General features: G+C 66.5%; 22 protein-coding genes. 9 read left to right on the forward strand and 13 right to left on the reverse strand.

Going from position 1 to position 24,077, the window contains the following annotated elements; translation table 11 throughout:
* Positions 1-89 precede the first annotated feature (89 nt).
* The 3 genes from IOC61_RS00360 to IOC61_RS00370 all read left to right on the forward strand — a co-directional run bounded on the left by IOC61_RS00360 (position 90) and on the right by IOC61_RS00370 (position 2,921).
* The gene (locus tag IOC61_RS00360) at positions 90-1,829 is read left to right on the forward strand and encodes a SulP family inorganic anion transporter (RefSeq protein WP_195686924.1); all 1,740 of its coding nucleotides are present in this window, start codon (positions 90-92) and stop codon (positions 1,827-1,829) included.
* 69 nt (positions 1,830-1,898) lie between these two features.
* Entirely contained in the window at positions 1,899-2,585 is a 687-nt protein-coding gene (csiR, locus tag IOC61_RS00365; protein ID WP_195686925.1) for a DNA-binding transcriptional regulator CsiR, read from the forward strand.
* A gap of 120 nt (positions 2,586-2,705) precedes the next feature.
* A complete protein-coding gene (locus IOC61_RS00370; protein WP_195686926.1) occupies positions 2,706-2,921 on the forward strand; it encodes a ribbon-helix-helix protein, CopG family in 216 nt (71 codons plus the stop codon).
* Positions 2,922-2,939: 18 nt separating this feature from the next.
* Here the strand turns inward: IOC61_RS00370 and IOC61_RS00375 are convergent, their stop codons facing one another.
* From IOC61_RS00375 to IOC61_RS00385, 3 genes are read right to left on the reverse strand one after another with little or no spacing between them, the layout of a single operon-like run.
* Complete coding sequence (locus IOC61_RS00375) at positions 2,940-3,884, reverse strand: biotin-dependent carboxyltransferase family protein (RefSeq protein ID WP_195686927.1); 945 nt, start codon at positions 3,882-3,884, stop codon at positions 2,940-2,942.
* Positions 3,881-4,642: a 5-oxoprolinase subunit B family protein gene (locus IOC61_RS00380; protein ID WP_195686928.1), complete on the reverse strand. Its 762-nt coding sequence runs from the start codon at positions 4,640-4,642 to the stop codon at positions 3,881-3,883. Before IOC61_RS00380 ends, IOC61_RS00375 begins: the two co-directional genes overlap by 4 nt.
* Entirely contained in the window at positions 4,639-5,400 is a 762-nt protein-coding gene (locus tag IOC61_RS00385; RefSeq protein ID WP_195686929.1) for a 5-oxoprolinase subunit PxpA, read from the reverse strand. The genes IOC61_RS00380 and IOC61_RS00385 overlap by 4 nt, the downstream gene beginning before the upstream one ends.
* A gap of 221 nt (positions 5,401-5,621) precedes the next feature.
* Between IOC61_RS00385 and IOC61_RS00390 the strand changes: the two genes are divergently transcribed.
* The 4 genes from IOC61_RS00390 (at position 5,622) to IOC61_RS00405 (ending at position 9,097) form a co-directional block, all read left to right on the forward strand.
* Positions 5,622-6,626 carry a TRAP transporter substrate-binding protein gene (locus IOC61_RS00390; RefSeq protein WP_195686930.1) on the forward strand — a complete coding sequence of 335 codons (1,005 nt, stop codon included), beginning with the start codon at positions 5,622-5,624 and terminating at the stop codon, positions 6,624-6,626.
* 65 nt (positions 6,627-6,691) lie between these two features.
* A complete protein-coding gene (locus IOC61_RS00395; RefSeq protein WP_195686931.1) occupies positions 6,692-7,243 on the forward strand; it encodes a TRAP transporter small permease in 552 nt (183 codons plus the stop codon).
* Between the two features lie 14 nt (positions 7,244-7,257).
* Positions 7,258-8,553, forward strand: a complete 1,296-nt coding sequence (locus IOC61_RS00400) for a TRAP transporter large permease (protein ID WP_229332830.1) — start codon at positions 7,258-7,260, stop codon at positions 8,551-8,553.
* A 7-nt stretch (positions 8,554-8,560) separates the two neighbouring features.
* On the forward strand, positions 8,561-9,097 hold the full coding sequence (locus tag IOC61_RS00405) for a winged helix DNA-binding protein (RefSeq protein ID WP_195686932.1): 537 nt from the start codon (positions 8,561-8,563) through the stop codon (positions 9,095-9,097).
* Positions 9,098-9,453: 356 nt separating this feature from the next.
* On the opposite strand, the gene IOC61_RS00410 is transcribed toward IOC61_RS00405, so the two are convergent.
* The 9 genes from IOC61_RS00410 to osmF form a co-directional block, all read right to left on the reverse strand.
* Entirely contained in the window at positions 9,454-10,254 is an 801-nt protein-coding gene (locus IOC61_RS00410; RefSeq protein WP_195686933.1) for a hypothetical protein, read from the reverse strand.
* A gap of 46 nt (positions 10,255-10,300) precedes the next feature.
* The gene (locus tag IOC61_RS00415) at positions 10,301-12,148 is read right to left on the reverse strand and encodes a protein kinase domain-containing protein (RefSeq protein ID WP_195686934.1); all 1,848 of its coding nucleotides are present in this window, start codon (positions 12,146-12,148) and stop codon (positions 10,301-10,303) included.
* Between the two features lie 191 nt (positions 12,149-12,339).
* Positions 12,340-14,019 (reverse strand): dihydrolipoyllysine-residue acetyltransferase, encoded by a 1,680-nt coding sequence (locus IOC61_RS00420; protein WP_195686935.1) that lies wholly within the window; start codon positions 14,017-14,019, stop codon positions 12,340-12,342.
* A gap of 38 nt (positions 14,020-14,057) precedes the next feature.
* A complete protein-coding gene (locus IOC61_RS00425; RefSeq protein WP_195686936.1) occupies positions 14,058-15,035 on the reverse strand; it encodes an alpha-ketoacid dehydrogenase subunit beta in 978 nt (325 codons plus the stop codon).
* Position 15,036: 1 nt separating this feature from the next.
* Positions 15,037-16,260: a thiamine pyrophosphate-dependent dehydrogenase E1 component subunit alpha gene (locus tag IOC61_RS00430; RefSeq protein WP_195686937.1), complete on the reverse strand. Its 1,224-nt coding sequence runs from the start codon at positions 16,258-16,260 to the stop codon at positions 15,037-15,039.
* Positions 16,261-16,427: 167 nt separating this feature from the next.
* The gene (locus tag IOC61_RS00435; protein ID WP_324254661.1) at positions 16,428-17,159 is read right to left on the reverse strand and encodes an ABC transporter permease; all 732 of its coding nucleotides are present in this window, start codon (positions 17,157-17,159) and stop codon (positions 16,428-16,430) included.
* Positions 17,156-18,112 carry an ABC transporter ATP-binding protein gene (locus IOC61_RS00440; protein ID WP_195686938.1) on the reverse strand — a complete coding sequence of 319 codons (957 nt, stop codon included), beginning with the start codon at positions 18,110-18,112 and terminating at the stop codon, positions 17,156-17,158. Before IOC61_RS00440 ends, IOC61_RS00435 begins: the two co-directional genes overlap by 4 nt.
* Positions 18,109-19,281 carry an ABC transporter permease gene (locus IOC61_RS00445; RefSeq protein WP_229332833.1) on the reverse strand — a complete coding sequence of 391 codons (1,173 nt, stop codon included), beginning with the start codon at positions 19,279-19,281 and terminating at the stop codon, positions 18,109-18,111. Before IOC61_RS00445 ends, IOC61_RS00440 begins: the two co-directional genes overlap by 4 nt.
* Before the next feature lie 7 nt (positions 19,282-19,288).
* Complete coding sequence (osmF, locus tag IOC61_RS00450; protein WP_195686939.1) at positions 19,289-20,200, reverse strand: ABC transporter substrate-binding protein; 912 nt, start codon at positions 20,198-20,200, stop codon at positions 19,289-19,291.
* Between the two features lie 292 nt (positions 20,201-20,492).
* On the opposite strand from osmF, the gene IOC61_RS00455 reads away from it, so the two are divergent.
* Positions 20,493-21,464 carry a DUF1853 family protein gene (locus IOC61_RS00455; RefSeq protein WP_195686940.1) on the forward strand — a complete coding sequence of 324 codons (972 nt, stop codon included), beginning with the start codon at positions 20,493-20,495 and terminating at the stop codon, positions 21,462-21,464.
* A gap of 29 nt (positions 21,465-21,493) precedes the next feature.
* Here IOC61_RS00455 and IOC61_RS00460 read toward each other — a convergent pair whose 3' ends face one another.
* The gene (locus tag IOC61_RS00460) at positions 21,494-21,820 is read right to left on the reverse strand and encodes a c-type cytochrome (protein ID WP_195686941.1); all 327 of its coding nucleotides are present in this window, start codon (positions 21,818-21,820) and stop codon (positions 21,494-21,496) included.
* A 419-nt stretch (positions 21,821-22,239) separates the two neighbouring features.
* Here IOC61_RS00460 and clrA point away from each other — a divergent pair.
* Positions 22,240-24,077 (forward strand): chlorate reductase subunit alpha (gene clrA / locus IOC61_RS00465; protein ID WP_420706316.1); only part of this gene is annotated, 1,838 nt, incomplete at its 3' end.

Raw genomic sequence — 24,077 nt, forward strand, 5'->3', positions numbered from 1 at the left:
CGTGTTTATCCGATGCTATCCAACTCTGATCGTGACCACTAATATCGTTTAGGATAGGGGCTTATTCCAATTGCCCGGCCAAGGAGAACATGCTCAAGCGCTATCTACCCGTCCTGAGCTGGCTGCCCCACTATAACCGACGCCTGCTGGGTGCCGACCTGCTGGCCGGCGTGATCGTCACCGCCATGGTGATCCCCCAGTCGCTGGCCTATGCGCTGCTCGCCGGGCTACCCGCGGTGGTGGGCCTCTACGCCAGCCTGCTGCCGGCGGTGCTCTACGCCCTGCTGGGTACCAGCCGTACCCTGGCGGTGGGGCCGGTGGCAATCATCGCGCTGATGACCGGTGCGGCACTCTCCAATGTCGCCACACCGGGCAGCGCCGCCTATCTCCAGGCGGCCCTGGTGCTGTCGCTGCTCTCCGGGGCGATGCTTGTCGCGATGGGCCTGCTGCGCCTGGGGTTCTTCGCCAACTTTCTGAGTCACCCGGTGATCGCCGGCTTCCTCGCCTCCTCGGCGGTGCTGATCGCCATCAGCCAGGCGGCCCACTTGGCCGGTATCTCGGCCAGTGGCTACACCGCCCTGACGCTGCTGGCGAGCCTCGCCGATCATCTTCACCGGCTGCACTGGCCGACACTTGCCATCGGCCTGGGCACCCTGCTCTTCCTGGTCGCCAGCCGCCGCTATAGCCGACCGCTGCTGATCAAGCTGGGACTCGCCGCCCCCACCGCCGGCCTGCTGGCACGCAGCGGGCCGGTGCTGGCCGTTCTCGCCACTACCTTGCTGAGCTGGCAACTGGGCCTCGAGGAACGCGGCGTCGCCGTTGTCGGCGCCATTCCCGGCGGGCTGCCAGCGCTGACCCTTCCGGAGCTGGATCTCGGCCTGTGGCGCGCCCTGCTGATGCCGGCCCTGCTGATCAGCGTGGTGGGTTTCGTCGAATCCATCTCCATGGCCCAGATGCTCGCCGCCAAGCGTCGTCAACGCATCTCGCCCAATCAGGAGCTGGTGGGGCTGGGAGGCGCCAACCTGGCCGCCGCCTTCACCGCCGGCATGCCGGTCACCGGGGGCCTCTCGCGCACCGTGATCAACGACGAGGCGGGGGCCAGGACCCCCCTTGCGGGCCTCTTCGCGGCGCTGGGCATCGGCCTGGTCACGCTGCTGTTCACCCCGCTGCTGCATCACCTGCCCATTACCACCCTCGCCGCCACCATCACCGTGGCCATTCTCACCCTGGTCGATATTCCGCTGATCCGGCAGACCTGGCGCTATTCGCGCAGCGACTTCTCCGCCATGGCCGCCACCATCCTGCTGACCCTGACGGAGGGCGTCGAGGCGGGCATCATCAGCGGCGTGCTGCTCTCCATCGGCCTGTTCCTCTATCGCACCAGTCGCCCCCATAGCGCGGTGGTCGGGCGCATTCGGGGGACCGAGCACTTCCGCAGCACCCAGCGCCATGAGGTCGAGACCCTCGGCCATGTGGCGTTTCTGCGCATCGACGAAAGCCTCTACTTCGCCAATGCTCGGTATCTCGAGGATACGGTCATGCAGATCGTGGCTCGTTATCCGGGTCTTGAGCATGTGGTGCTGATCTGCTCGGCGGTCAACCTGATCGACGCCTCGGCACTGGAGAGCCTGGAGGCCATCAACGAACGACTCAATGAGGCGGGGGTCACGCTGCATCTGGCCGAGGTAAAGGGGCCGGTCATGGACCGCCTGAAGCGCAGCGACTTCCTCGATGACCTGACCGGCCGGGTCTTTCTAAGCACCTTCGCCGCCTGGCAGGCGTTCAGGCCCAGCCCGAGCGAAACGGCCCATGGCGAGGCGATGGAGTAGGCCAGCGGCCATTATCGAGCGTGGCGATATTCGGTTATCATGTCAGCACATCGGAAAAATGACGACAACATGGATAGCAAAACACGTGAAAACCTCGGCGTCAGCGCCTACCACCGCCTGAAGAACGACATCATCCGCAATGTCTACAAGCCCGGTGAAAAGCTGCTGATGAGCCGTCTGAAGGAGCGCTACGACCTGGGTGTCGGTCCGCTACGCGAGGCACTCTCCCAGCTGGTGGCGGAACGCCTGGTGGTGGCCATCAGCCAGCGCGGCTTCCGGGTGGCGCCGATGTCGCTGGCCGAGCTCAACGATATCTATGATGCCAGGGCCCAGATCGAGGGGCTGCTGCTCAGGCTCTCCATCGAGCGCGGCGATGACAGCTGGGAAGCCGACATCCTGGCCCGCGCCCATACCCTCTCCAAGGTGGTGAAGGTCAACTCCTCGGAGGAGCTGCTCGAGGTCTGGGATACCCGCCACCAGGCCTTTCATAGCGCGATCGTCAGCGGCTGTCGCTCCCCGCATCTGCTGCAGATTCGCGACAGCCTGTTCGACCAGGTGGAGCGCTATCGCCACCTCTGGCTCCGCGAGACGGTGCTCTCCGAGGAGGCCCTGGCGCGCAAGCATCAGGAGCATACCGAACTCGTCGAGGTCATCCTGGCGCGAGACATCGAACGCGCCACCAGGATGATGCGCGACCATCTGATGACCCCCGTGCCGATCATCACCGAGGCGATGCGTCAGCAGGGGCTAGCCTAGTCCCTCCACTCGCTATGCCCTACCATTCTCCAGAAAATCTGTCATGGTAGTGACATACAGGCCTGCCAGGATGGCCATTGTCGTATGACGCGGCAAGCCTCTTACCATGGAGAACGTGACATGCCCCATCATCTGCTGCGGTTTTCGCGTGAACTGGATCGACGCCTCGACGCTCTCGCCCAGACCACCGGCCTGAGCAAGGCCGAACTCATCGAGCGCTGCCTCGAGGGCGGTGTCGCCGCCCTCGAGGCCGAGCTGATGGTGGAGGGAGCGGAGGCGGCGAGAGCCGGCACCAGCATCGACCAGTTGCTGCGCGAGAGTGGCCTGGGGGCCTAGCCGCCGTCGGGCGGCCCGCTAACGCTCCAGCGAGCGCCGGAAGTAACGATAGTCGCCCAGCGCTCGCTCGCCGGTGGTGGCGACCAGACGCACCGCCTGCCCCGGCAGGCACTGCGCCAGGCGAGACGCCGCTAGCGGCGTCAAGGCGCCCAGCCGGGGATAGCCGCCGATGGTCTGGCGGTCATTGAGCAACGCGATGGGCTGGCCATCCGGCGGCACCTGCACGGCCCCGAGCCCGATCCCCTCCGAGATCAGTGAGCCGATGCGGCAGCTCAGCCGGGGCCCGGTCAGCCGCACCCCCATGCGATCGGCGCGATCGTCCACCCGCCAGGGGCGGTTGAAGGCGGCATAGAGGCTGGCGCCGGTGAAGTCCGCCACCTGGGCACCCGGCAGCAGTGCCAGGCTCGCCGGCCCGGTGTAATCCGGTTGTTCCGGCACTGACGCAGCCTCTCTGCCGACCCGCTCCCCTGCCCCCGGCGTCACCGCCAGGCGATCCCCCGCGGTGAGCTTGGCGCCATGGCCGTCGAAGCCGCCCAACCCTTCGCGCACCACACAGCTGACGCTGCCCAACACTGGCTCGGCACGAAAGCCGCCGGCCACCGCCAGATAGGCCCGCAGACCATTGCGTGGCGTGCCGAAGGCCAGGGTCTGGCCCTCCTTGATCGGCACCGATTGCCAGAGCGCCAGGGGCTCCCCGTCCAGGGTGGCGGCCAGGTCGGCCCCGGCCACCGCGATGGTCAGATCGCGCTCGGCCACCAGGGCCAGCCCCCCGAAGGTGACCTCCAGGGCCGGTGTGCCCCAGGCGTTGCCCGCCAGGCGATTGGCCCAGGCCCAGCCGTGGAGGTCCGCCGGCCCGCCCTGGGTCACCCCCAGACGCCGCACGCCGAACCGACCGGCATCCTGCAGTAGCGCCAGGGGCCCCGCACGCTGGACACGAAGCCCGATAACGGTATATTGATTCATTCACCCGCCTCCACCGGCCGCGTTTCCATGGGCGTCGCATCACCGCCATGGCGCTCGAAGGTCGCCCGGTCCACCGGGACGAAGCGCACCCGATCGCCGACCCGCAGCAGGCTGAAGCCCTCCCGATCACGATCGAACAGCCGCGCCGTGGTCCTGCCCAGCAGGTTCCAGCCCCCCGGCGACACCGCGGGGTAGGCGGCGGTCTGGCGGCCGGTGATCGCGACGCTGTTGACCGGCACCCGCTGGCGCGGGGTATCCAGCCGCGGCACTTCCAGGCGCCGGTCGAGCAGGCCCATAAAGGCGAAACCCGGGGCGAAGCCCAGCGCGAAGACGCGATACGCCTGGCCCGCATGGCAGTCGATCACCTCCTCCAGGCTCATGTCGGCATGCCGTGCCACCCGCTCCAGGTCCGGGCCCACGCTGGGGTCATACCAGGTGAGCAGCTCATGCTCCTCGCCGGCCGCTCCTTCCTGCTCGGGGGCAGGGCCGGCGCCCAGGTCGGCGAGCAGCTCGGCCAGCCGTCTACGCGCCGCCTCGGGGGAGAGGCGAAGCGGGTCGAACACCACCAGCAGCGTGGTATAGGAGGGCACCAGGTCGACGAGGGCCTCTCCGAAGGCGGTCTCGCAGCGCCGCGCCAGGGCACCCAGCCAGGCCAGGTTGGCCTCGTCGATGGTCGAGAAGAGCCGCACCAGCCAGCCATCGAGGCCGGCGGATTCGATCCGCGGCGTGGGCAGCCCTGAATTCGGCGCCTGACTCATGCCCCGGCCCCCAGGCGGTTGAGCGCCTCGCGGATCGCCTTCACCGCGGCGATGGACTCGGGGTTGTCGCCATGCACACAGAGCGTGTCGGCGGCCAGGGTCAATTCGCTGCCGTCGCTGGCCACCAGGGGCTCACCGCTGGCGATGCGCACGGCCTGGTCGACGATCACCTCGGGGTCGTGATGGACGGCACCTGGCTCCCGGCGCGATACCAGCCGCCCCGCGCCGTCGTAGGCGCGGTCGGCGAAGGCCTCGAACCACAGGTTGACCCCGTGCTGGCGGGCCAGGTCGGCGGCCGTCGAGGTGTCCCGGGTCGTCATGGTCATCAGGGGCAGCGAAGAGTCGAAGGCCAGGATCGCCCGCATCACCGCGCTCATGATCTCCGGATCTCGGGCCATATCGTTGTAGAGGGCGCCGTGGGGTTTGACATAGCTGACCTCGAGGCCCTCGGCGCGACACACCCCCGCCAGGGCCCCCAGCTGATAGAGCACCAGGTTCTCGATCTCCTGGGCCGAACAGGCCAGTGAACGGCGACCGAAGCCCACCAGGTCGGGATAGGCCGGGTGCGCCCCGACCCGCACGCCATGCCGCGCCGCCAGGCGCACGGTCTGGCGAATCACATCGGGATCCGAGGCGTGAAAGCCGCAGGCCACGTTGGCAAGGTCCACATGGGGCATCACCTCCTGGTCCATTCCCATGACCCAGGGGCCGAAGCTCTCCCCCATATCGGCATTGAGCAGCAAGAGGCGTGACGTCATGCGAGTCTCCCGATCTGAAATTTGATAAGAATTTACCAACGTTTTGTTGTCAAAACATCATCTATTAGTCTAGGTATCGTTGACGTAGCCAACTCCTCGCGCCTAACCTCGCACCCTTTCAGCGACTACACTCACAGCGTAGCCGCTGACATGGATTCCCTGTCCGGAAAAAAACGCGGCAGAAAAAACACTCCAAAAAAACACATCACGAGGAACTCTCGATGACTGTTAGCCACTCCCGACTTCCCTACCTGGCGACCGCCGCCGCTCTCGGGGTCAGCCTGACCGCGATGACCGGCACCTCCCAGGCCGCCACCGAGTGGGACATGCCCACGCCCTACGGTGATCGCACCTTCCATACCGTCAATATTCGTGAGTTCACCGAGGACGTGCGCGAGGCGACCGATGGCGAGCTGGATATCACCGTCCACTCCAACGGCTCGCTGATCGGCCATGCCGAAATCAAGAACTCTGTGCGTCGGGGCATCGTGCCCATGGGCGAGGTGATCATGTCGCGCCTGGCCAACGAGAATCCCATCTTCGAGGTCGACTCCGTCCCCTATCTGGCCGCCAGCTACGAGGAGGCCTGGACGCTGTGGGAGGCCTCTCGCGAGATCATCGCCGAGGAGCTGCAGAAGCAGGGCCTGCGCCTGCTCTTCACCGTGCCGTGGCCGCCCCAGGGCATCTACACCAACCAGGCCATCGAGAGCGGCGACGATCTCAAGAACCTCAGCATGCGCGCCTACAATACCGCCAGTGAGCGTATCGCCCAGCTGGTCGGTGCCGTGCCCACCCAGGTGGAAGTGCCGGATATCCCCACCGCCTTCAGCACCGGCCGCGTCGAGGCGATGATCACCTCGCCCGCCACCGGCGCCGACACCAAGGCCTGGGACTACCTCAACCACTTCAACCACGCCCAGCTGTGGTTGCCGAAGAACATGATCATCGTCAGCGAGAAGGCCTTCTCGCGCCTTCCCGAGGCGAGCCAGCAGGCCCTGCTCGAGGCCGCCGCCGAGGCCGAGACCCGTGGCTGGGAGATGAGTCGCCAGGAGACCGATGACGCCATCGCCGTGCTCGAGGAGAACGGCATCACCGTCACCGAGCCCAGCGAGGCACTGGCCGAAACGCTCAAGGAGGTCGGCGACACCATGACCGAGGAGTGGGTCGAGCGTGCCGGTGAGCAGGGTCAGATGATCCTCGATGCCTACCGGAGTGCCCGGGAGTAATCCCGAATCGACCGCCCCGGCCACAAGAGCCGGGGCGCGCCTGGACCCTTCGCGGAACCGCGCCCATGACCTATCGACTGCGACCCCTCTACAACCTCGGCGGCTATCTCGCGGCCGCCTGCCTGACGCTGATCTGCCTGTTGATCAGCGCCCAGATCGTCGGCCGCCTGATCGACCGACTCGCCACCGCCATCGGTGGCGAGCGCATCGGCCTGGCGATCCCCGCTCTCTCCGATATTTCCGGCTTCCTGCTGGTCGGCGCCAGCTTCCTGGGGCTGGCCTACACCTTCGTGCATGGCGGCCATATTCGCGTCACCCTGCTGATCGGCCGCCTGGCGCCGGCGCTGCGTGCCTGGGTGGAGGTGTTCTGTCTGGGGGTGGCCTTGACGCTATGCCTCTATCTGGCCTGGAACCTCTACTGGCTGCTCGCCGACAGCATCGCCTTCAACGAGACCTCCTATGGGCTGGTGCCCATCCCCCTGTGGATTCCCCAGTCCGCCATGATCACGGGGGTGATCCTGTTCTGCCTGGTGTTGGTCGAGACGCTGCTCCAGACCCTGAGCATCGCCATTCGCCGCCCCCACACCTTCACCATCGATGACAGCGGCCAGGAATAGGTCCGGAGATTCCCATGCTATTGATGATGCTTGTCCTCTTCGGGGCCCTGCTGCTGCTGCTCGGCAGCGGCGTCTGGGTCGCCTTTTCACTGATGGCCCTCGGCTGGCTGGGGCTCTCCCAGTTCACCTCGATCCCCACCGGCGATGTGATGGCCTCGGATATCTGGGGCTCCAGCTACAGCTGGGAGCTGACCGCCCTGCCGATGTTTATCTGGATGGGCGAGATCCTGTTTCGCTCGCGCCTGGCCGATGACATGTTCACCGGGCTCTCGCCCTGGATGCAGCGCATCCCCGGCCGCCTGCTGCATACCAATGTGGTGGGATCGGGGCTCTTCGCGGCCGTCTCCGGCTCCTCGGCGGCCACCTGTGCCACCATGGGCAAGATGACCATCCCGGAGCTGACGAAGCGCGGCTACGACGAGAGTGTCGTGATCGGTACCCTGGCCGGTTCCGCCACCCTGGGGCTGCTGATTCCCCCCTCGATCATCCTGATCGTCTACGGCGTGGCCACCGACCAGTCCATCTCACGCCTTTTCATGGCGGGAATCCTGCCGGGCCTGATGCTGATCTCGCTGTTCGCCCTCTATCTGATGCTCTGGGCGTGGCGCTATCCGGACCGGGTGCCCCCCGGGGAGGAGCGCCTGCCGCTGGTCGAGAAGCTGCGCCGTGCACGGCGGCTGATTCCGCTGCTGGGGCTGATCGTCGGCGTGATCGGCTCGATCTACGCCGGCCTCGCCTCTCCCACCGAGGCCGCGGCAGTGGGCGTGGTCCTCTCGCTGCTGCTGGCGCGCTTTCAAGGCACCATGACTCGCCGCGTCTTCAGCGACGCCCTGCTGGGTGCCGTTCGCACCTCGACCATGATCGCCTTCATACTGGCCGGCGCCTCCTTCCTGACCGCGGCCATGGGCTTCACCGGGCTGCCCCGGGATCTCGCCGCCTGGATCGGCACCCTGGAGCTGTCGCCCTGGATGCTGCTGGCGGCCCTGACGCTGCTATTTATCCTGCTGGGCTGCTTCCTCGATGGTATCTCGGTGGTGGTACTGACCACCTCCATCATGCTGCCCATGGTGGAGGCGGCGGGCATCGATCTGATCTGGTTCGGCATCTTCCTGGTGATCGTGGTGGAGATGTCCCAGATCACACCGCCCGTGGGCTTCAACCTGTTCGTGCTCCAGGGCATGACCGGCCGCAACATCCTCTCCATCGCCTGGGCCGCCCTGCCCTTCTTCTTCCTGATGCTGCTGGGGGTGGTACTGATCTCGCTCTTCCCCGAGATCGTCACCTATCTGCCCACCGCCATGAACAAGTAGGCATTCCATGACAGACTCTACCGCCACCCGCCACAGGGGCCGCGTCAGCGGCCCCATCGTCTCCTCGGAGCACCTCTCTCATCGGGCTCAGGAGCAGTCGGAGTTCGAGTTCGGCCTGATCATGGCCTCCCACGCCTTCACCCGCTGGATGGTGCGCTGCATGACCGCCGCCGGCTATCCGGAGCTGGGCTCGCTGGATGTACTGGTGCTGCATAGCGTCAACCACCGCGAGCGAGCCAAGCGCCTGGCGGACATCTGCCTGGTGCTCAATGTCGAGGATAGCCACACCGTGACCTATGCCCTCAAGAAGCTGGCCAAGCATGAGCTGGTGCAGGGCGAGAAGCACGGCAAGGAGACCTTCTTCCGGACCACCGAGCTCGGGCGCGGCACCTGCCAGCGCTATGCCGAGATTCGCGAGGACTGCCTGATCGAGTCGCTCTCCTCGCTTGGCATCGAGCCCGAGGAGACGAGTCGCCTGGCCAGCATGCTGCGGGCGATGTCGGGGATCTATGACCAGGCTGCCCGGGCGGCGGCTTCCCTGTAGCCCTGGTAGTGCTCCAGGACTATCGCTAACAGAAACCTCGCCGAGATATCACAGATGGCTTGGTCGCTGGCTCTAGCTCGGGACTAACCTGGCGACAAGCCCCGGATCGCCGGGCCGACGAGGGGGCGCTGTGAACCCCTCCATGGGCGCTACCGACGCCCTGCGGCGCTTTCGCGTCCCGCTCCGCTTGCAGGTCCGGTGCTGGCCATCCATGGCCAGCCCGTTCGAAGCAGTGCTTCTCACCCCTGGCGTAGGACCCCCTCTTCGGCTTATCCCCAGCGCCCCTTGGTTCGGTACCTGAGCAACCTCAAAGGCAGAGCCGACTGCGATTGATTCTGGAGTAGCCCAGGGGTGGCTCAAGCCGCCTCGCGGGCGTAGAGCCGGCGCGCCCGCCACAGACTGAACATGAAGAGCAGCGCGCTGGTGAGCATCGAGACCGCCAGGGAGAGCAGGAAGACCAGCATGCCGGGTAGCTGACCCACCCCGAGATAGCTGACGGTGCAGAAGGCGAGCAGGCTGAGCATTCCCCGCTGGGTCATGCTCACCGTCATGCGCGCGACCGAGGCCCCGTAGCGCTCATGCAGCGCCCAGGCAATGGTCAGGATGCCGGCGGGGAATCCCATGATCACCCCGGAAAACTCGGGCCCCGCCCGGGCCCCCAGGGTGGTCGCCAGACTCACCACCCCGCCGGCCAACAGGCCGCGCAGCAGCAGGTCGAGCCAGCCAGAGCTCGCCACCACCACCGGCTGTCTCAGCCTGAGCCAGCGATTGATCCCCTCGGCCACCACCAGCACCGCCAGATAGGCGCCGAGCGCCCACGCCAGGCCCCCGGGGAGGTGCAGCGCCAGCAGCGCCGCCGGCAACCACACCAGGCAGGACAGCCCCAGGCTCCTGAGGGCCGAGAGCCGCTCGGCGGTGATCACGAAGCAGACGGTGAACAGCAGGGTCGCCACCAGGGCATGCAGGGTCGAGAGCACCGCCTCCTGCACGAAGGCCGGTTCCTGTTCACGCAGGATGAAGAAGTAGCCCGGCCCCAGGATCACCGGGGTGCCGGCGAGAATCCCGCCGAGACGCGGCCCTACCCGTGCCACCGCCAGGGCCACCAGGATCACGATGCCGGCGGTGGCCAGCAACTTGAACAACATCGGCTGCAGCATGGGCCGCATCACCTCCCTGTGACAGGTGCAGAAATGAGGCCTGATGCTACCCGCTTTCCCGCAGAGGCGACAGCTCGGCCACATGGCGCGGATTGCGCGGATAGAAGCGCTCCGGCTGGGACTCCACATGCGGGAAGAATCGCGTGTCCTTGTAGGGCATCTTCATGAAGCCGGAGATCCCGAGGCCTTCGATCAGCCCCACCGCGGCCAGAATATCCTCCAGGCGCTGACGAAACTCCGCCTCGCGGGAGGGATCCAGCAGCCGGTAGTAGCTGTGGATCTTGAGGTGGTGAGGCAGCGCCTCGAAGATGATCATGCCGGTATGGTGGATATCGTTGAGCGCCTCCAGCGAGACGATGATGGTCTCGGGCAGGACCAGGAACTCCTCCGGGTCGGGACCATCCTCGAAGTAGCTATGCAGCCGGCTGCGATCCTCCAGCTCCGGCACCGCGCTGACCTCGTAGTGCAGCTGCATGGTGGGTTCGAGCACGAAGGGCCGGTCCGCCGCCTCCCGCTCCAGGTGCAGGGTGTCCCGGGCGTTGAACAGGCAGCTCTTGAAGATCCCCTGGCGATAGATGGCCCGGGCCAGGTTGACCATATTGTTCACCGCGGCGATAAAGGCGGGCTTGAGCGCCGGGTCATGCAGGTTCAGGGTAGTGTCGATATAGACCCCCTCGCGCTCCCAGCGTACCGCCAGCCCGCCCACCACCGGATAGCGGCCGAGACGACTCACCGCGGCGAGAAACGCCTTCTCGGTCTCCCCCATGCCCTGCATGAAGTTCTTGTAGTAGCGGTCGAGCTGCACATCATTGACGTCGTTGAGAGTCTCGGCGACCCCCTCCTCGCGGAGGAAGGCCTTGCGCGAGCTGTAGACCACGGTGTCGATCTCGCGGCCGGAGGGGCGGGTCCAGACCGGCACCAGCGGCAGCTCCGCCGGCTCGGGCAGATCAATCATCACCGTGCGCGCCATGCGAGGCATCTCGCGGATGAAGTGATCGCCGGCCCTCATGCGCAGGCGAGGGTCGGGGTCGAACATGCCGTCGAGCATGCGCGCGAACTCCACCGGCAGCCCCAGGGAGGTGGCCGGGATGGCGTGATGACCGAAGCGGCAGGACTGGGCCGAGGCCAGGGCATAGAGGGTGCCCGCGGCCCCCTGCTCATCGAAGCGCGGCGAGGAGAGCGCGCCATTGAGCTGCTCGTCGCCGATAAAGTAGACGTCACCCAGCCGGGCATTGGTCTGCTGAAGGTTGTCCGACATCAGCTCCATGACGCTGGCGGCCACGAACTGCTGATTGGCATCGAGCTGGGCGAACACCGAGGAGCCCCAGTCGATCAGGGCGATAGTCTCGTCCCGGGCATCGAACACCAGGTTGGAAGGCTTGATATCGCCGTGGACGATCGGTTTGCCCGCCGGCCCCTTCTCCTGGCGCAGGTTGCGCAGGATATCGGCGAGCTGGTCGGCGATGCGCACGACCAGCCTGGGTGAGAGGCGCCCCTCGCGCAGGGAGACCTCCTCGAGGTTCCACCCCGGCGCCCGCTGCATCACCAGGATCGACTGGTTGCGCACCCGCTGGTAGGCGATCAGCCCCGGCACCCGTGGATGGGCCACCTGCTCGAGCATGAAGGCCTCCTCCTCGAGGCGGTCCTGCAGATGCTGGGGCAGTGTGATCCGGGTGAACTTGAAGACGTACTGATCCCCCAGGGCGGTGATGCCGGCGAAGACGAAGCCATAGGCCCCCTTGCCGATCAGCTCGATCTCCCGGTAGCCCAGCTGCTCGAGCTGCTCCTGGCAGAGCGCCACCCACGCCTTGAGCTTGCGGGCATCATCCTGACTGAGCAGATAGACCGACTGCTCCTCGGGAATATAGAACTGCTGCAGCGGCGCCTGGGTCATGGGGGATACCTATGAATCACGGCTATGGAGTCAGTCCCTTGGGGGCTGACTCCTGAGGAAGCGAGGGGCGCTGGGGGCAAGCCGAAGAGGAGGTCCTACGCCAGGGATGGCGTCGGTAGCGCCCAGGGAAGGGTTCACAGCGCCTCCTCGAAGGCTTGCCGCCAGATCAGCCCCGATTTCAGGTCATGGCTTCAACTCAGGTGGAGCAGCATGCTCTCGGGGTCTTCCAGATAGCCCTTCCAGGCGTTGCAGAAGCGCGCGATGGTGCCGCCATCGATGACCCGATGGTCCCCCGCCCAGGTCACCGTCATGATCGCCCGCTTGACCACTCGATCCTCGGCATCGAAGCGTGGCAGCCACTGGGTCTTGCCGATGGCGACGATGGCCAACTCCGGGGCATTGATGATGGGCGCGGCATAGGTCCCGCCCAGGGCGCCGATATTGGAGATGCTGATGGTGCCGTCACGCAGATCCTCCTGGGCCACCTTGCCCGACCTGGCCGCCTCAGTCAGACGCTGCACCTCGGCCGCCACCTCGAGCAGGCTGCGCCGCTCCACGCCCTTGACGTTGGGCACCAGCAGGCCCGTTCGGCTATCCACCGCCATGCCGACGTTGACCGACGGCAGGTAGTGGATCTCGCTGACGTCGTCATTGAGCCGGGCGTTGAGAATCGGTGCCTCGCGCACCGCCAACGCCATCGCCTTCATGAAGAAGGGCATCAGGGTCAGGCGCGCGCCCTCGGCCTGGGCCAGTGGCTTGAGGCGTTCACGCAGGGCCAGCAGCGCGGTGACGTCGATCTCCTCGCCATACTGAAAGTGCGGAATGGTGCTGGCCGACTCCACCATGCGCCGTGCCATCACCGCACGCACGCCACGCAACGGCTCCACCCGCACCTCTCCCTGGGAGGACGCCGAAGGAGCCGACGAGGCGGGCGCCGTCGCCTGTGAGGCCGCGGATGCCTTCTCGCTGGAGGCGCTCGCCGCGCCCTGCTCAAGCCCGCCCTGCTCAAGATAGTTGAGCACATCCTCCTTGAGCACTCGTCCCTGCTTGCCGCTGCCGGGCACCGCCTCCAAGGAGAGGTCATGCTCGCGCAGCAGGCGACGCACCGCCGGCGCGGCGGGAATGCGCCCATAGGGGCCCTGGCCCTGCACGCCCTCGGGGCCGCCGGACGACGCCTCGCGCTCCGGGGCCCGCTCGGCGGTGGCCGCCGGGGCTGACTGCCGCTCGGCCGGAGAACCGCTCTCCTCATCCTCGCCGACGCCCGCCTCCGGCGTGTAGGCGTAGAGCGGTGCATGGACCCTGGCGATCTCGCCCTGGGCCACATGCAGCTTGCTCATCACCCCCGCCTCGGGCGCGGTGATCTCGACCAGCGCCTTGTCGGTCATCACATCGACCACCGGCTGGTCCTCGGCGATGGTCTCACCCTCCTGGATGCGCCACTCCACCACCTCGCACTCGACGATCCCCTCGCCGATATCGGGCAGGATAAAGTCCTTCGCCGCCCGGCCCCGGGACGCGGGCTTCTGACCGGGCCCCGCGGTGGATGGCGCCTGGCTATCCCCAGTGGACGCCGATGCCGCCGACGTCGCTTCTGCTGGCTCGCCATCTGCCGCTGCCGTCTCCGTCGAATCGGCACCCTCCGCCTCGTAGGCGAACAGCGGGGCATGCACCTTGGCAATCTCCCCCTGGGGCACATGCAGGCGGGTGATGCGTCCGGCCTCGGGGGCGGTGATCTCGACCAGCGCCTTGTCGGTCATCACCTCGACCACCGGCTGGTCCTCCTCGATCACGTCGCCTTCGGCCACGCGCCACTCCACCACCTCGCACTCCACGATACCTTCACCGATATCGGGCAACATGAAATCGCTCATCTCGTCGTCTCCTCGACTGGTCGCTTCCGATATCGGCTTCAGAAGGCCACGCTGGCCTTGATCGCCTCGAACACCTTCAGGTGATCCGCCAGATACTCCTTCTCCAGGGTCAGCGGGAAGGGGGTATCCATGCCGGTCACCCGGGCGATGGGCGCTTCCAGGTAGAGGAAACAGCGCTCCTGCACGGTCGCGGCGACTTCGCCGGCGAAGCCACCGGTCAGCGGGGCCTCATGGGTGATCACCAGGCGACCGGTCTTGAGCACCGACTCCACCACGCTGTCCTGGTCCCAGGGCAGAATGGAGCGCAGGTCGATCACCTCGCAGGAAATCCCCTCCTTCTCGGCAAGCTCCACGGCACGCTCGATCACCTCCATCTGCGCCCCCCAGCCGAGCACGGTGACATCGCTACCCTCCCGGGTCACCTCCGCCTCGCCGATCGGCAGCTGGTAGTCCTCCTCGGGCACCTCGCCGGTGGAGGCGCGATAGAGGCGCTTGGGCTCGAAGAAGAGGACCGGGTCGGGATCACGGATCGCCGCCAGCAACAGGCCCTTGGCCTGGTAGGGATTACGCGGCACCACGATCTTGAGCCCTGGCGTATGCGCGAAGTAGGCCTCCGGGGACTGGGAGTGATAGAGCCCGCCGGAGATGCCGCCGCCGTAGGGCGCGCGTATGGTCAGGCCGCCCACATTGAAGAGATCACCGGAGCGGTAGCGGAACTTGGCCGTCTCGTTGACGATCTGGTCGAAGGCCGGAAAGATGTAATCGGCGAACTGGATCTCCGCCACCGGCACCGAGCCCTGGGCCGCCAGGCCGTTGGCGAAGCCGATGATGCCCTGCTCCACCAGCGGGGTATTGAAGCAGCGCGAACGGCCGTACTTCTCCTGCAGATGGCTGGTGGCACGGAAGACGCCACCGAAGATGCCGACGTCCTCACCGAAGCAGAGGACCTTGTCATCCTCCGCCATGGCGATATCGAGGGCGTTGTTGATCGCCTGCAGCATGTTCATTGTCGGCATCTCACTCCCCCTCCTGGGCGTGTGCGTCGCTGGCGTCATCACGCGCCTTTACATCCGGATCCAGGGAGCGCGCCCCCTTCGGATAGGCCTCGGGATACTGACGGATATGGCGCTTGAGCTGGTCGAGCTGACGCTGCAGCGTCGGCGTGACGTCGGCGTAGACATCGCTGACCAGGCTGTCCAGCGGAGGCGGCGGCCGCTTCTCGGCACGCTTCATCGTCTCGAGCACCTCGCGACGCAGCGACTCCTGGAGCGCCTTCTCTTCGTCGTCGTTCCACCAGCCCTGACCGACCAGCCAGTGCTGCATGCGCAGGATCGGATCCTTCTCGCGCCAGGCCTCCTCCTCCTTCTTGGAGCGATAACCGGAGGGGTCATCCGAGGAGGAGTGGGCCGCCAGGCGGTAGCTCATCGCCTCGATCAGCACCGGCTTGTTCTGCTCCACGGCGATACGACGCGCCTTGCGGGTCGCGGCGAGCACCGCCAGGATGTCGTTGCCGTCGACGCGAATCACATGCATGCGGTAGCCGTAGGCCCGCGGCGCCACGCCATCGGCGGCGAACTGCTCGATGGAGGGCGTCGAGATCGCATAGCCATTGTTGCGACAGAAGAAGATGACCGGCGCCTCATGCACCGCCGCCATATTGAGCGCGGCGTGGAAGTCCCCTTCCGAGGCGGCGCCCTCACCGAAGAAGCAGAGCGTACAGAGCTCATCCCCGGCCAGCTTCTGGCCATAGGCGTAGCCGGCCGCCTGGGGGATCTGGGTGGCCAGCGGCGAGGAGATGGTCATGTAGTGGAGCTTGCGTGAGCCGTAGTGGATCGGCATCTGCCGACCCTTGCCATAATCGAGCTCGTTGCCGAACAGCTGGTTCATGAACTCGTCATAGCTGAAGCCGCGATAGACCAGCGCCCCCTGCTCACGGTACTGGGCCATGATCATGTCGGCATCATCGAGAGCCGCCGTGGCGCCGATCACCGCCGCTTCCTCGCCGGTGCACTGCATATAGAACGAGAGGCGTCCCTGGCGTTGAGCCGCCATCATGCGCTCATCGAGCACCCGGGTGGCCACCATGCTGTGGTAGATCTTGAGGGCCTGCTCGCGGGAGAGCTCGGGGGCCTCGCCACCGTCATACAGGGTGCCGTCCTGCTTGAGCAGGCGGAAGGTGGGAATCGAAAGCTCGTCGCCGGTCAGAAACGTCGGCGAATGGATCTCTTGTGTCGTTGTCATCTTGGCATCCTCTACCCCTTTTGGGGGTAGTGTTGTCGCTTGTCTCGACCCTCGCCAGGAGGATCACTCCCGTGGGATCAACGCAACCCAAGGTTGACGTTAACGTAACCTGACAAGAACCGACACCCACAAAGGATTCACCTTTGGTCGCATACAGCCAGACGATTTCACTGGCGACCTGACAAAAGACGGGCAAAAAAGCTATCTACTGTCAGCGCCAACAGACCGATCAACAAGGCCCCCTGAAGGATATAGGCGGTATTGCCATTGACGATGCCGGCGATGATCGGTGCGCCGAGATTGCTCGCCCCGACGGTCGCCCCCAGCGCCGCGGTGGCGATGTTCACGGTCACCGAGGTACGGATACCGGCCAGGATGACCGGCGCCGCCAGCGGCAACTCCACCTGCCATAGCCGCTGGGCGGCGCCCATGCCCATGCCCCGTGCGGCCTCCTCGACCCCCGGGTCGAGCCCCTCCAGGCCCGCCAGGGTGTTGCGCACGATCGGCAGCAGCCCGTAGAGCAGCAGCGCCACGATGATCGGCCAGGTGCCGAAGCCAAGCACCGGCACGGCCAGGGCCAGTACCGCCACCGGCGGAAAGGTCTGGCCCATGGAGGCGACCTGGGCCACCAGGGGCAGGAAGTCGCGCCCGGCGGGGCGGGTCACCAGGATCGCCGCCCCGACGCCGATCACCACCGCCAGGCTGGAGGCGATCGCCACCACCTGCAGATGACGCAGCAGCAGGGTCAGCAGGTCGGCCTGGGGGTAGAGGACCCGGCGCGCCTCGGGCTCGCTCCAGCGCAGCAGCGGCTCGAGCCACTCGCCTCCCGTGGCCAGCGCCAGCAGCAGGACCAGCCAGGCGAGCGGCACCGCCCAACGCTTGAGGCATCTCGAGATCACCTGTCACGACCCTCCGCGCGGGCGACGCCGACGATACCGCGCAGCGAGATCTCCCCCACCGGCATGTCGTCGTCATCCACCACCGCCAGGCGCTCGACGCGTTCGCGGAACATCACCGCCAGGGCCTGGTGGAGGGTCGCCTCCCGGGCGACCCTGGCCTGGGGCAGCAGCCGGGGCGACAGGGGGCGCATGCGCTCGACGACCGGCGTGATGGCCGCCTCCTTGAGGCCCCGATCATCGCCCCCCAGCAGCGACGCCACGAAGTCATCGGCCGGCGCCCGCAACAGCTCGAGCGGACTGCCCTGCTGGACGATGCGCCCCGCCTTCATGACCACCAGACGGTCGGCCAGGGCCAGGGCCTCATCCATATCGTGGGTCACGAAGACGATGGTCTTCTGCAGGCGTGCCTGCAGGTCGTGCAGTTCGACCTGCAGCCCCTCCCGGGTGATCGGGTCCAGGGCGCCGAAGGGCTCATCCATCAGCAGGATATCGGGGTCCGCCGCCAGCGCCCTGGCCACCCCCACGCGCTGGGCCTGGCCGCCGGAGAGCTGGGCCGGATACTTGTCGGCGAACTGCTCGATCGGCAGGCCGAGCAGCGCCATCAACTCCTCGACGCGCTCGTTGACCCGGGCGGCCGGCCACTTGAGCAGCCGCGGCACCAGGCCGATATTGCGCGCCACGCTCCAGTGAGGAAACAGCCCCGTGCTCTGGATCGCATAGCCGATCCGCCGGCGTAGCACTCGGCCATCGAATTCGCGGATGGGGCGGCCATCGATATGGATCTCGCCCCCATCATGCTCGATCAGGCGGTTGATCATGCGCAGGGTGGTGGACTTGCCGCACCCCGAGGTGCCCACCAGGGCACATAGCTCGCCTCGGTTCACCGTCAGCGAGATGGCGTCCACCGCCGTCTCGCTACCGAAGCGCTTGGTGACGCTCTTGAGTTCGATCATCCGATGGTTCCCGTGGTCTGGCCTGAGCGGTGATCCAGGCGCCGCGTCAGGGCGCCCAGCAGCGCATCGACGGCCAGGGCCATGACCAGGATCGGCAAGGCGCCGAGCAGCACCAGATCCATGGCCGCCTGGCCCAGCCCCTGGAAGATAAAGGTGCCCAGGCCGCCGGCGCCGATCAATGCCGCCACGGCGGTCAGGCCGATCGCCTGGACGGTGGTGATCCGCACCCCCTCGAGCACCACCGGGAGCGCCAGGGGCAGGCGCACCTGGCGAAAGACCTGACCGCGGCTCATGCCCATGCCACGCGCCGCCTCGAGCACGCCGGGCTCCACCCCGGAGAGGGCAACGAAGGTGTTGCGCACCATGGGCAGCAGGCTATAGCCCAGCAGCGCCAGGAAGGCGGGCGCCCAGCCGATACCGCTGACGCCCAGCGCGGACAGCCAGTCGACGCGGGCCGACAGCCAGGCCAGGGGCGCCAGCAGCAGGCCGAACAGCGCCAGACTGGGAATGGTCTGCAGGAAGTTGAGCAGCGCAAAGCCGAGGCGCTCGACCCGCGGGCTCTGGCGCATGGCCAGGGCGATGGCCGCCCCCAGCAGCAGGCTCATGCCCACGGCACCGCCCACCAGCAACAGATGCTGGATCAGGGCCTCGCCGAAGGCTTCTCCTCGCCCCTCGAGCTCCTGCCGGAGCGCCAGCGACTCGAGCCCCTTGCCCGCCAGCCACCAGCCGGCCAGCACCGGCACGAACGAGAGCGCCAGCCGCCAGCCGGCCAACGCCAGCCGGGTGCGCAGCTCGATCAGCAGCAGCGAGAGCCAGAACAGCATCAGCCACCAGGCGGCGCCGATCCCGACCCGGGCCTGGGGCAGCTCGGGGTCGAGAAGTTGCTGCGCCATCAGCGCCAGCCAAAACGGCAGGGCCGCCAACATCAGCAGGGTCAGGGCCAGCGCCACCCGATAACCTGATCGCGTGGGACGCCAGGCCACCGCCAGCAGGCCCAGCAGCGGCAGGCAGCTCACCATCGCCAGCGGCCAGCCCACGGCCTGGGCAAGCGGATAGGCGGTGCCGGGCATGATGCGGTTGGGCGCGATGCTGCCCAGCGGCAGCCACAGCCAGATGACCAGCGCCATCAGCGTCAGCACCACACGATTGATCGGCGCCTCCCTGCGCAGCACCCGCCTACTCCTCCAGCTGAGAGAGGAAGTCGGCGGCCACGTCGGCCGGGGGGCGCCCGTTCACCGCCACGTCCCCGTTGAGACGCTGCAGGGTGTCGAGATCCAGCGCCGCGAAGAGCGGTGCCAGCAGGTCATCGATCTCCGGCCACGCCTCGAGCACCTCGCTGCGCACCACGGGGGCCGGCTGGTAGATCGGCTGCACCCCCAGGGTGTCCTCCAGTACCACCAGGTCCAGCGCCTTCAGGCCACCATCGGTGCCGTAGGTCATGGCGGCATTCACGCCGCTGGTCTGCTGGGCGGCGGCGCGCATGGTCGAGGCGGTATTGCCGCCGGAGAGCACCAGCAGCTGGTCGTCACCGAGCTCGAAGCCATAGGCCTCCTGGAAGGCGGGCAGGGCCTGCTCGGACTCGACGAACTCGGCGCTGGCGGCCAGCTTGAATGTCTCGCCCTCCTGCAGGTAGGTCGCCAGATCCTCCAGGGTGGTCAGGTCGTGGTCTCGTGCCAGCTCGCCCCGCACGCTGATCGCCCAGGTGTTGTTGGCCGCCGCCGGAGTCAGCCATGTCAGGCCATTCTCGGCGTCCCGTTCACGCACCGTCTCATAGGCGGCCTGAGCATCGTGCCAGACGTCACTGCCGGTCATGTCGAAGAAGAAGGCGCCGTTGCCGGTGTACTCGGGATAGAGGTCGATCTCGCCGGCCAGCAGCGCCTCGCGCACGATGCTGGTGGCCCCCAGCTGCAGCCGCTCCTCCACCTCGACGCCGCCCGCCTCGAGGCGCTGGACGATCAACTCACCCAGCACCGAGCCTTCGGTATCGATCTTGGATGACACCGTTACCGGCTCCTGGGCCTGCAGCGGCGCGGCGCCGAGTGAAACGGCGGCCGCGATGGCGGCGAGGGAAAAAAGGGAACGTTGCATGACGGAATACCACCTGACGGATCATGGATGTATCCTGAGTATAAGAAAACTCGGGAATACCTGCAGCACATCGCCGCCACCGCATAGGATTATCGCTATTACCGACAGGGTGATCGTGAAAGGCGCCGGGGACAGGTCGTAGAGAGGGTCCGAGGACCAGGGATGGCCGAGGTAGCCTACAAGGAAGTACTCGTGGCGCCCCCTCGACGGTCCGGCGCTCCGGGGCCTGTCGCCGGAACAGCCTTGAGCGGTACTGCCGCGATAGCCCTGCGCCAACGCACAGGATACTTGCATGCCCACCCACGCACCGCCCCTGCTGGATCGCTGCCACCACCCGCTGGTGCGCGACCTGGCGTGGTTGCTGCTGGCCCCCGACCTGATCGCCATGCCCTGGCCGGGGCGCCCGAGCCGGGAGCAGCTGGGCCTGCTGGATGACGACCGTGCCGCCGACTGGCTGGATAAGCTGGAGGCCTGGCCCCGGGTACTGGAGAGCCAGGTGGGCAATGCGCTGCAGGGGCGCATGGGGCTCTACCATGAGCGCCTCTGGCAGTTTCTGCTCGACACGGCACCGGGCACGGAGCTTCTGGCCCACAACCTGCCCATCCTCGACGGCAAGCTGACGCTCGGCGAGCTCGACCTTCTCTACCGGTGCCATGCCGAGGCGTCGATCACCCACCTCGAGGTGGCCATCAAGTTCTATCTCGGGCTGGAGAAAGGCCCGGGCGACGAACACGCCCAGGCCCGCTGGATCGGCCCCGGTGGCGCCGACAGCCTGGCCGGCAAGCGCGAGCACCTGCATCGCCACCAGCTGCGGATGACCGAGCGGCCCGAGACCCGAGACGCCATCGAGGACACACTGGAACTACATGGCGACCGTGCAGGGGCGCTGCCGAGTCTGACCAGTCGGGTCGCCATGCCCGGCGTGCTCTTCACCCCCTGGCACCACCCCCTGCCGCCCCCGAGAGAGGCGACCCGGAACCACCTGCAGGGTCTCTGGCTGCACTGGCACGACTGGCATCGCTATCGCGACGGCCTGCCCCGCGGCACCCTGGGGCTCAGGCTTCACAAGCCGCACTGGCTTGCCCTGCCCCGGCCCGAGCACCTCGAGCCGCTTCGCGAACTGGAAGCCCGGCTTGTCGCCTATTTCCGAGCACCTGCCCCGCCATTGCAGATCGCCCTGTGGCACCCTGAGGCCGGCTGGCGACGCCTGTTTATCGTCGCCGACGACTGGCCGCGCCAGATACCGCTGCCGCCAGGGGTATAGGCAGGCACCCCCAGGGGGTGCCTGCCCCGTCAAAGCGAGCTGTAATAGGCCGCCAGGTCGGCGATATCCTGATCGCTCAGGTTGGCCGCCTGGGGTGTCATCACCGCGGCCATGCCACCGGCACGCTGTCCCTCGCGATAGGCCTTGAGGGCGCTCTCCAGGTAGGTGGCGGACTGTCCCGCCAGGTTGGGATAGATACCGGCGGTCCCCTGGCCCTCGGCATCATGGCAGGCCACGCAGGTAGCGATCTTCTCGCTTCCGGCCTGGGCATCGCCGGCGGCGCTGGCCGTGCCGGAGAACGCCACCACAGACAACAGCAGCACCACTGCCGAGCCTCTAACGCGCTTGTTGATCATCATCCTCTCCTCATCGTCTGACCGAATCATGGCGAGGTTCGCCACAAGGCCTCTGTTTAGCGCCAGGGCTCCTTGTATACAAGACGCTCTCCCCTCATGGCACCGTTTTATTGATGCACATCAACCATACCCGAGATCACGCTGTGCCAGGGCCGTTTTGCGCTAGCCCACCGGTATACGACGTCTATAATTCGAGGCGACCTGATTAGCCAGGGTGGCCGACAACACCAACCATTTTCCCTGACAGACCGCACTCCTCCTGGCACGACACCCGCTCCTGCTCCGGTGTAACGCGGTACCGGCCACCCGGCTTGCTAAACATCAGTTCTTGATCAGTCAACGTTAATAAATGCCGTGATATGTGCTTCATCGCTGCTGCGGTTCCACGGCCGGCGATGGCCCTTGATGAGGAGAGAACCATGGGGATGTGGAAGCTTAAGCGTCGCGATTTCCTGAAGGGGCTGGGAATCACCGGCACCGGTGCCATGCTCAGCGGCAATGTCTGGGCACTCAACCGGCTCGAGCCTATCAACGACACCCTGGCCACCGAATACCCCTACCGCGGCTGGGAAGATCTCTACCGCAATGAGTGGACCTGGGATAGCGTCGGTCACGCGGCCCACTGCATCAACTGCATGGGCAACTGCGCCTGGAACGTCTACGTGAAGGATGGCATCGTCATTCGCGAGGAGCAGATCGCCAAGTACCCCCAGGTCAACCCCAACATTCCCGACGCCAACCCGCGGGGCTGTCAGAAGGGTGCCATCCACTCCACCGCCATGTATGAGGCCGACCGCCTGCGCTATCCGCTCAAGCGCGCCGGCGAGCGCGGCGAAGGCAAGTGGCAGCGCATCTCCTGGGACCAGGCCACCGAGGAGATCGCCGACAAGATCATCGATATCTTCGAGAAGCATGGCCCCGGCAAGCTCAAGACTCACCAGGGATCCGGCAACCAGACCATGGTGCGTCAGTCCGGGCCGGCCCGCTTCGCCGCCCTGGTGGGCGGTATCCAGCTCGACGGTTTCACCGTGGTGGGTGACCTGCTGACCGGCGCTCACCTGGCCTACGGCAATCCGCTGGAGAGCTTCACCTCGGACGCCTGGTTCGATGCCGACTACATCATGCTCGGCATGATCAACCCCAACGCCACCCGCATCCCCGACGCCCATTATATCTGGGAGGCCAAGTACAACGGCGCACGCATCACCAGCACCGCACCGGACTACAACCCCAGCGCCATTCACACCGACCTGTGGATGCCGATCAACCAGGGCACCGACCCGTTCCTGGCGATGTCGTTTGTCAACGTCATCATCGAGGAGCAGCTCTACAAGCCGGCCTTCATGAAGGAGCAGACCGACCTGCCGATGCTGGTGCGCCTCGACGACGGCCAGCTGCTACGCGAAAAGGACCTGATGGAGGGTGGCTCCGACGAGGTGTTCTACCACTGGGACCTGAACAGCGGCCAGGCGGTGAAGGCCAGGGGCTCCATGGGGGATGATGACAAGACCCTGAAGCTGGGGGATGTGGACCCGGCCATCGAGGGCGAGTTCGAGGTCGATGGCATCGCGGTCACCACGGTATTCGAGCAGGTCAAGCGCGAGGCGGCCAAGTTCACTCCCGAGTCGACCTTCGAGACCACCAATATCCACCCCGATGTCGTTCGCCAGGAGGCCCGCCATCTGGCCAAGGCTCACAAGGCGATCATCATGCTCGGCTATATCACGTCGAGCTACTCCAACTGCCTCTACACCTGCTGGGGCTATGCGCTGACGCTGGCACTGACCGGCCATGGCGGTCGCACCGGCGGCCTCGATACCTCCTGGGTGGTGTGGAACCACCCGCGCTGGACGGAGCTGGCCGGCTTCGAAGGCAAGAAATCGGCCCGCCTGGAACCCGGTGGCCTGGGCGAGTTCCTGCGTGGCGGCATGATGGAAGGCGCCCGCAATCACTTCGATAACGCCAAGCTCAAGGAGCGCGTCGGCTTCGATCTCGATGAGATGGAAGAGATGATGAACGAGTCCATCGAGAAGGGCTGGATGCCCTACCATGGCGAAATCAAGGGCATGATCTCCATTGCGGACAACACCTTCCGCCGCAACAAGATGTCCCACAAGTACCGCGAGGAGCACCTGCGCCAGGCGGAAGAGCTGTACGTGAACATCAACGTGCGCATGGACTCCACCGCCGAGTGGGCCGACTATGTGCTGCCGGCGGCCAGCCACTATGAGGCATGGGATATCCGCACCCAGGGGTA

It is taken from the genome of Halomonas sp. KAO (genome assembly GCF_015595025.1).
Taxonomy (GTDB): domain Bacteria; phylum Pseudomonadota; class Gammaproteobacteria; order Pseudomonadales; family Halomonadaceae; genus Halomonas.

Bases quoted from the DNA above. Each gene is read 5' to 3' on its own strand.
- IOC61_RS00360 (WP_195686924.1), top strand. From the start codon at position 90: ATGCTCAAGCGCTATCTACCCGTCCTGAGCTGGCTGCCCCACTATAAC.
- csiR (WP_195686925.1), top strand. From the start codon at position 1,899: ATGGATAGCAAAACACGTGAAAACCTCGGCGTCAGCGCCTACCACCGC.
- IOC61_RS00370 (WP_195686926.1), top strand. From the start codon at position 2,706: ATGCCCCATCATCTGCTGCGGTTTTCGCGTGAACTGGATCGACGCCTC.
- IOC61_RS00375 (WP_195686927.1), bottom strand. From the start codon at position 3,884: ATGAATCAATATACCGTTATCGGGCTTCGTGTCCAGCGTGCGGGGCCC.
- IOC61_RS00380 (WP_195686928.1), bottom strand. From the start codon at position 4,642: ATGAGTCAGGCGCCGAATTCAGGGCTGCCCACGCCGCGGATCGAATCC.
- IOC61_RS00385 (WP_195686929.1), bottom strand. From the start codon at position 5,400: ATGACGTCACGCCTCTTGCTGCTCAATGCCGATATGGGGGAGAGCTTC.
- IOC61_RS00390 (WP_195686930.1), top strand. From the start codon at position 5,622: ATGACTGTTAGCCACTCCCGACTTCCCTACCTGGCGACCGCCGCCGCT.
- IOC61_RS00395 (WP_195686931.1), top strand. From the start codon at position 6,692: ATGACCTATCGACTGCGACCCCTCTACAACCTCGGCGGCTATCTCGCG.
- IOC61_RS00400 (WP_229332830.1), top strand. From the start codon at position 7,258: ATGCTATTGATGATGCTTGTCCTCTTCGGGGCCCTGCTGCTGCTGCTC.
- IOC61_RS00405 (WP_195686932.1), top strand. From the start codon at position 8,561: ATGACAGACTCTACCGCCACCCGCCACAGGGGCCGCGTCAGCGGCCCC.
- IOC61_RS00410 (WP_195686933.1), bottom strand. From the start codon at position 10,254: ATGCTGCAGCCGATGTTGTTCAAGTTGCTGGCCACCGCCGGCATCGTG.
- IOC61_RS00415 (WP_195686934.1), bottom strand. From the start codon at position 12,148: ATGACCCAGGCGCCGCTGCAGCAGTTCTATATTCCCGAGGAGCAGTCG.
- IOC61_RS00420 (WP_195686935.1), bottom strand. From the start codon at position 14,019: ATGAGCGATTTCATGTTGCCCGATATCGGTGAAGGTATCGTGGAGTGC.
- IOC61_RS00425 (WP_195686936.1), bottom strand. From the start codon at position 15,035: ATGCCGACAATGAACATGCTGCAGGCGATCAACAACGCCCTCGATATC.
- IOC61_RS00430 (WP_195686937.1), bottom strand. From the start codon at position 16,260: ATGACAACGACACAAGAGATCCATTCGCCGACGTTTCTGACCGGCGAC.
- IOC61_RS00440 (WP_195686938.1), bottom strand. From the start codon at position 18,112: ATGATCGAACTCAAGAGCGTCACCAAGCGCTTCGGTAGCGAGACGGCG.
- osmF (WP_195686939.1), bottom strand. From the start codon at position 20,200: ATGCAACGTTCCCTTTTTTCCCTCGCCGCCATCGCGGCCGCCGTTTCA.
- IOC61_RS00455 (WP_195686940.1), top strand. From the start codon at position 20,493: ATGCCCACCCACGCACCGCCCCTGCTGGATCGCTGCCACCACCCGCTG.
- IOC61_RS00460 (WP_195686941.1), bottom strand. From the start codon at position 21,820: ATGATCAACAAGCGCGTTAGAGGCTCGGCAGTGGTGCTGCTGTTGTCT.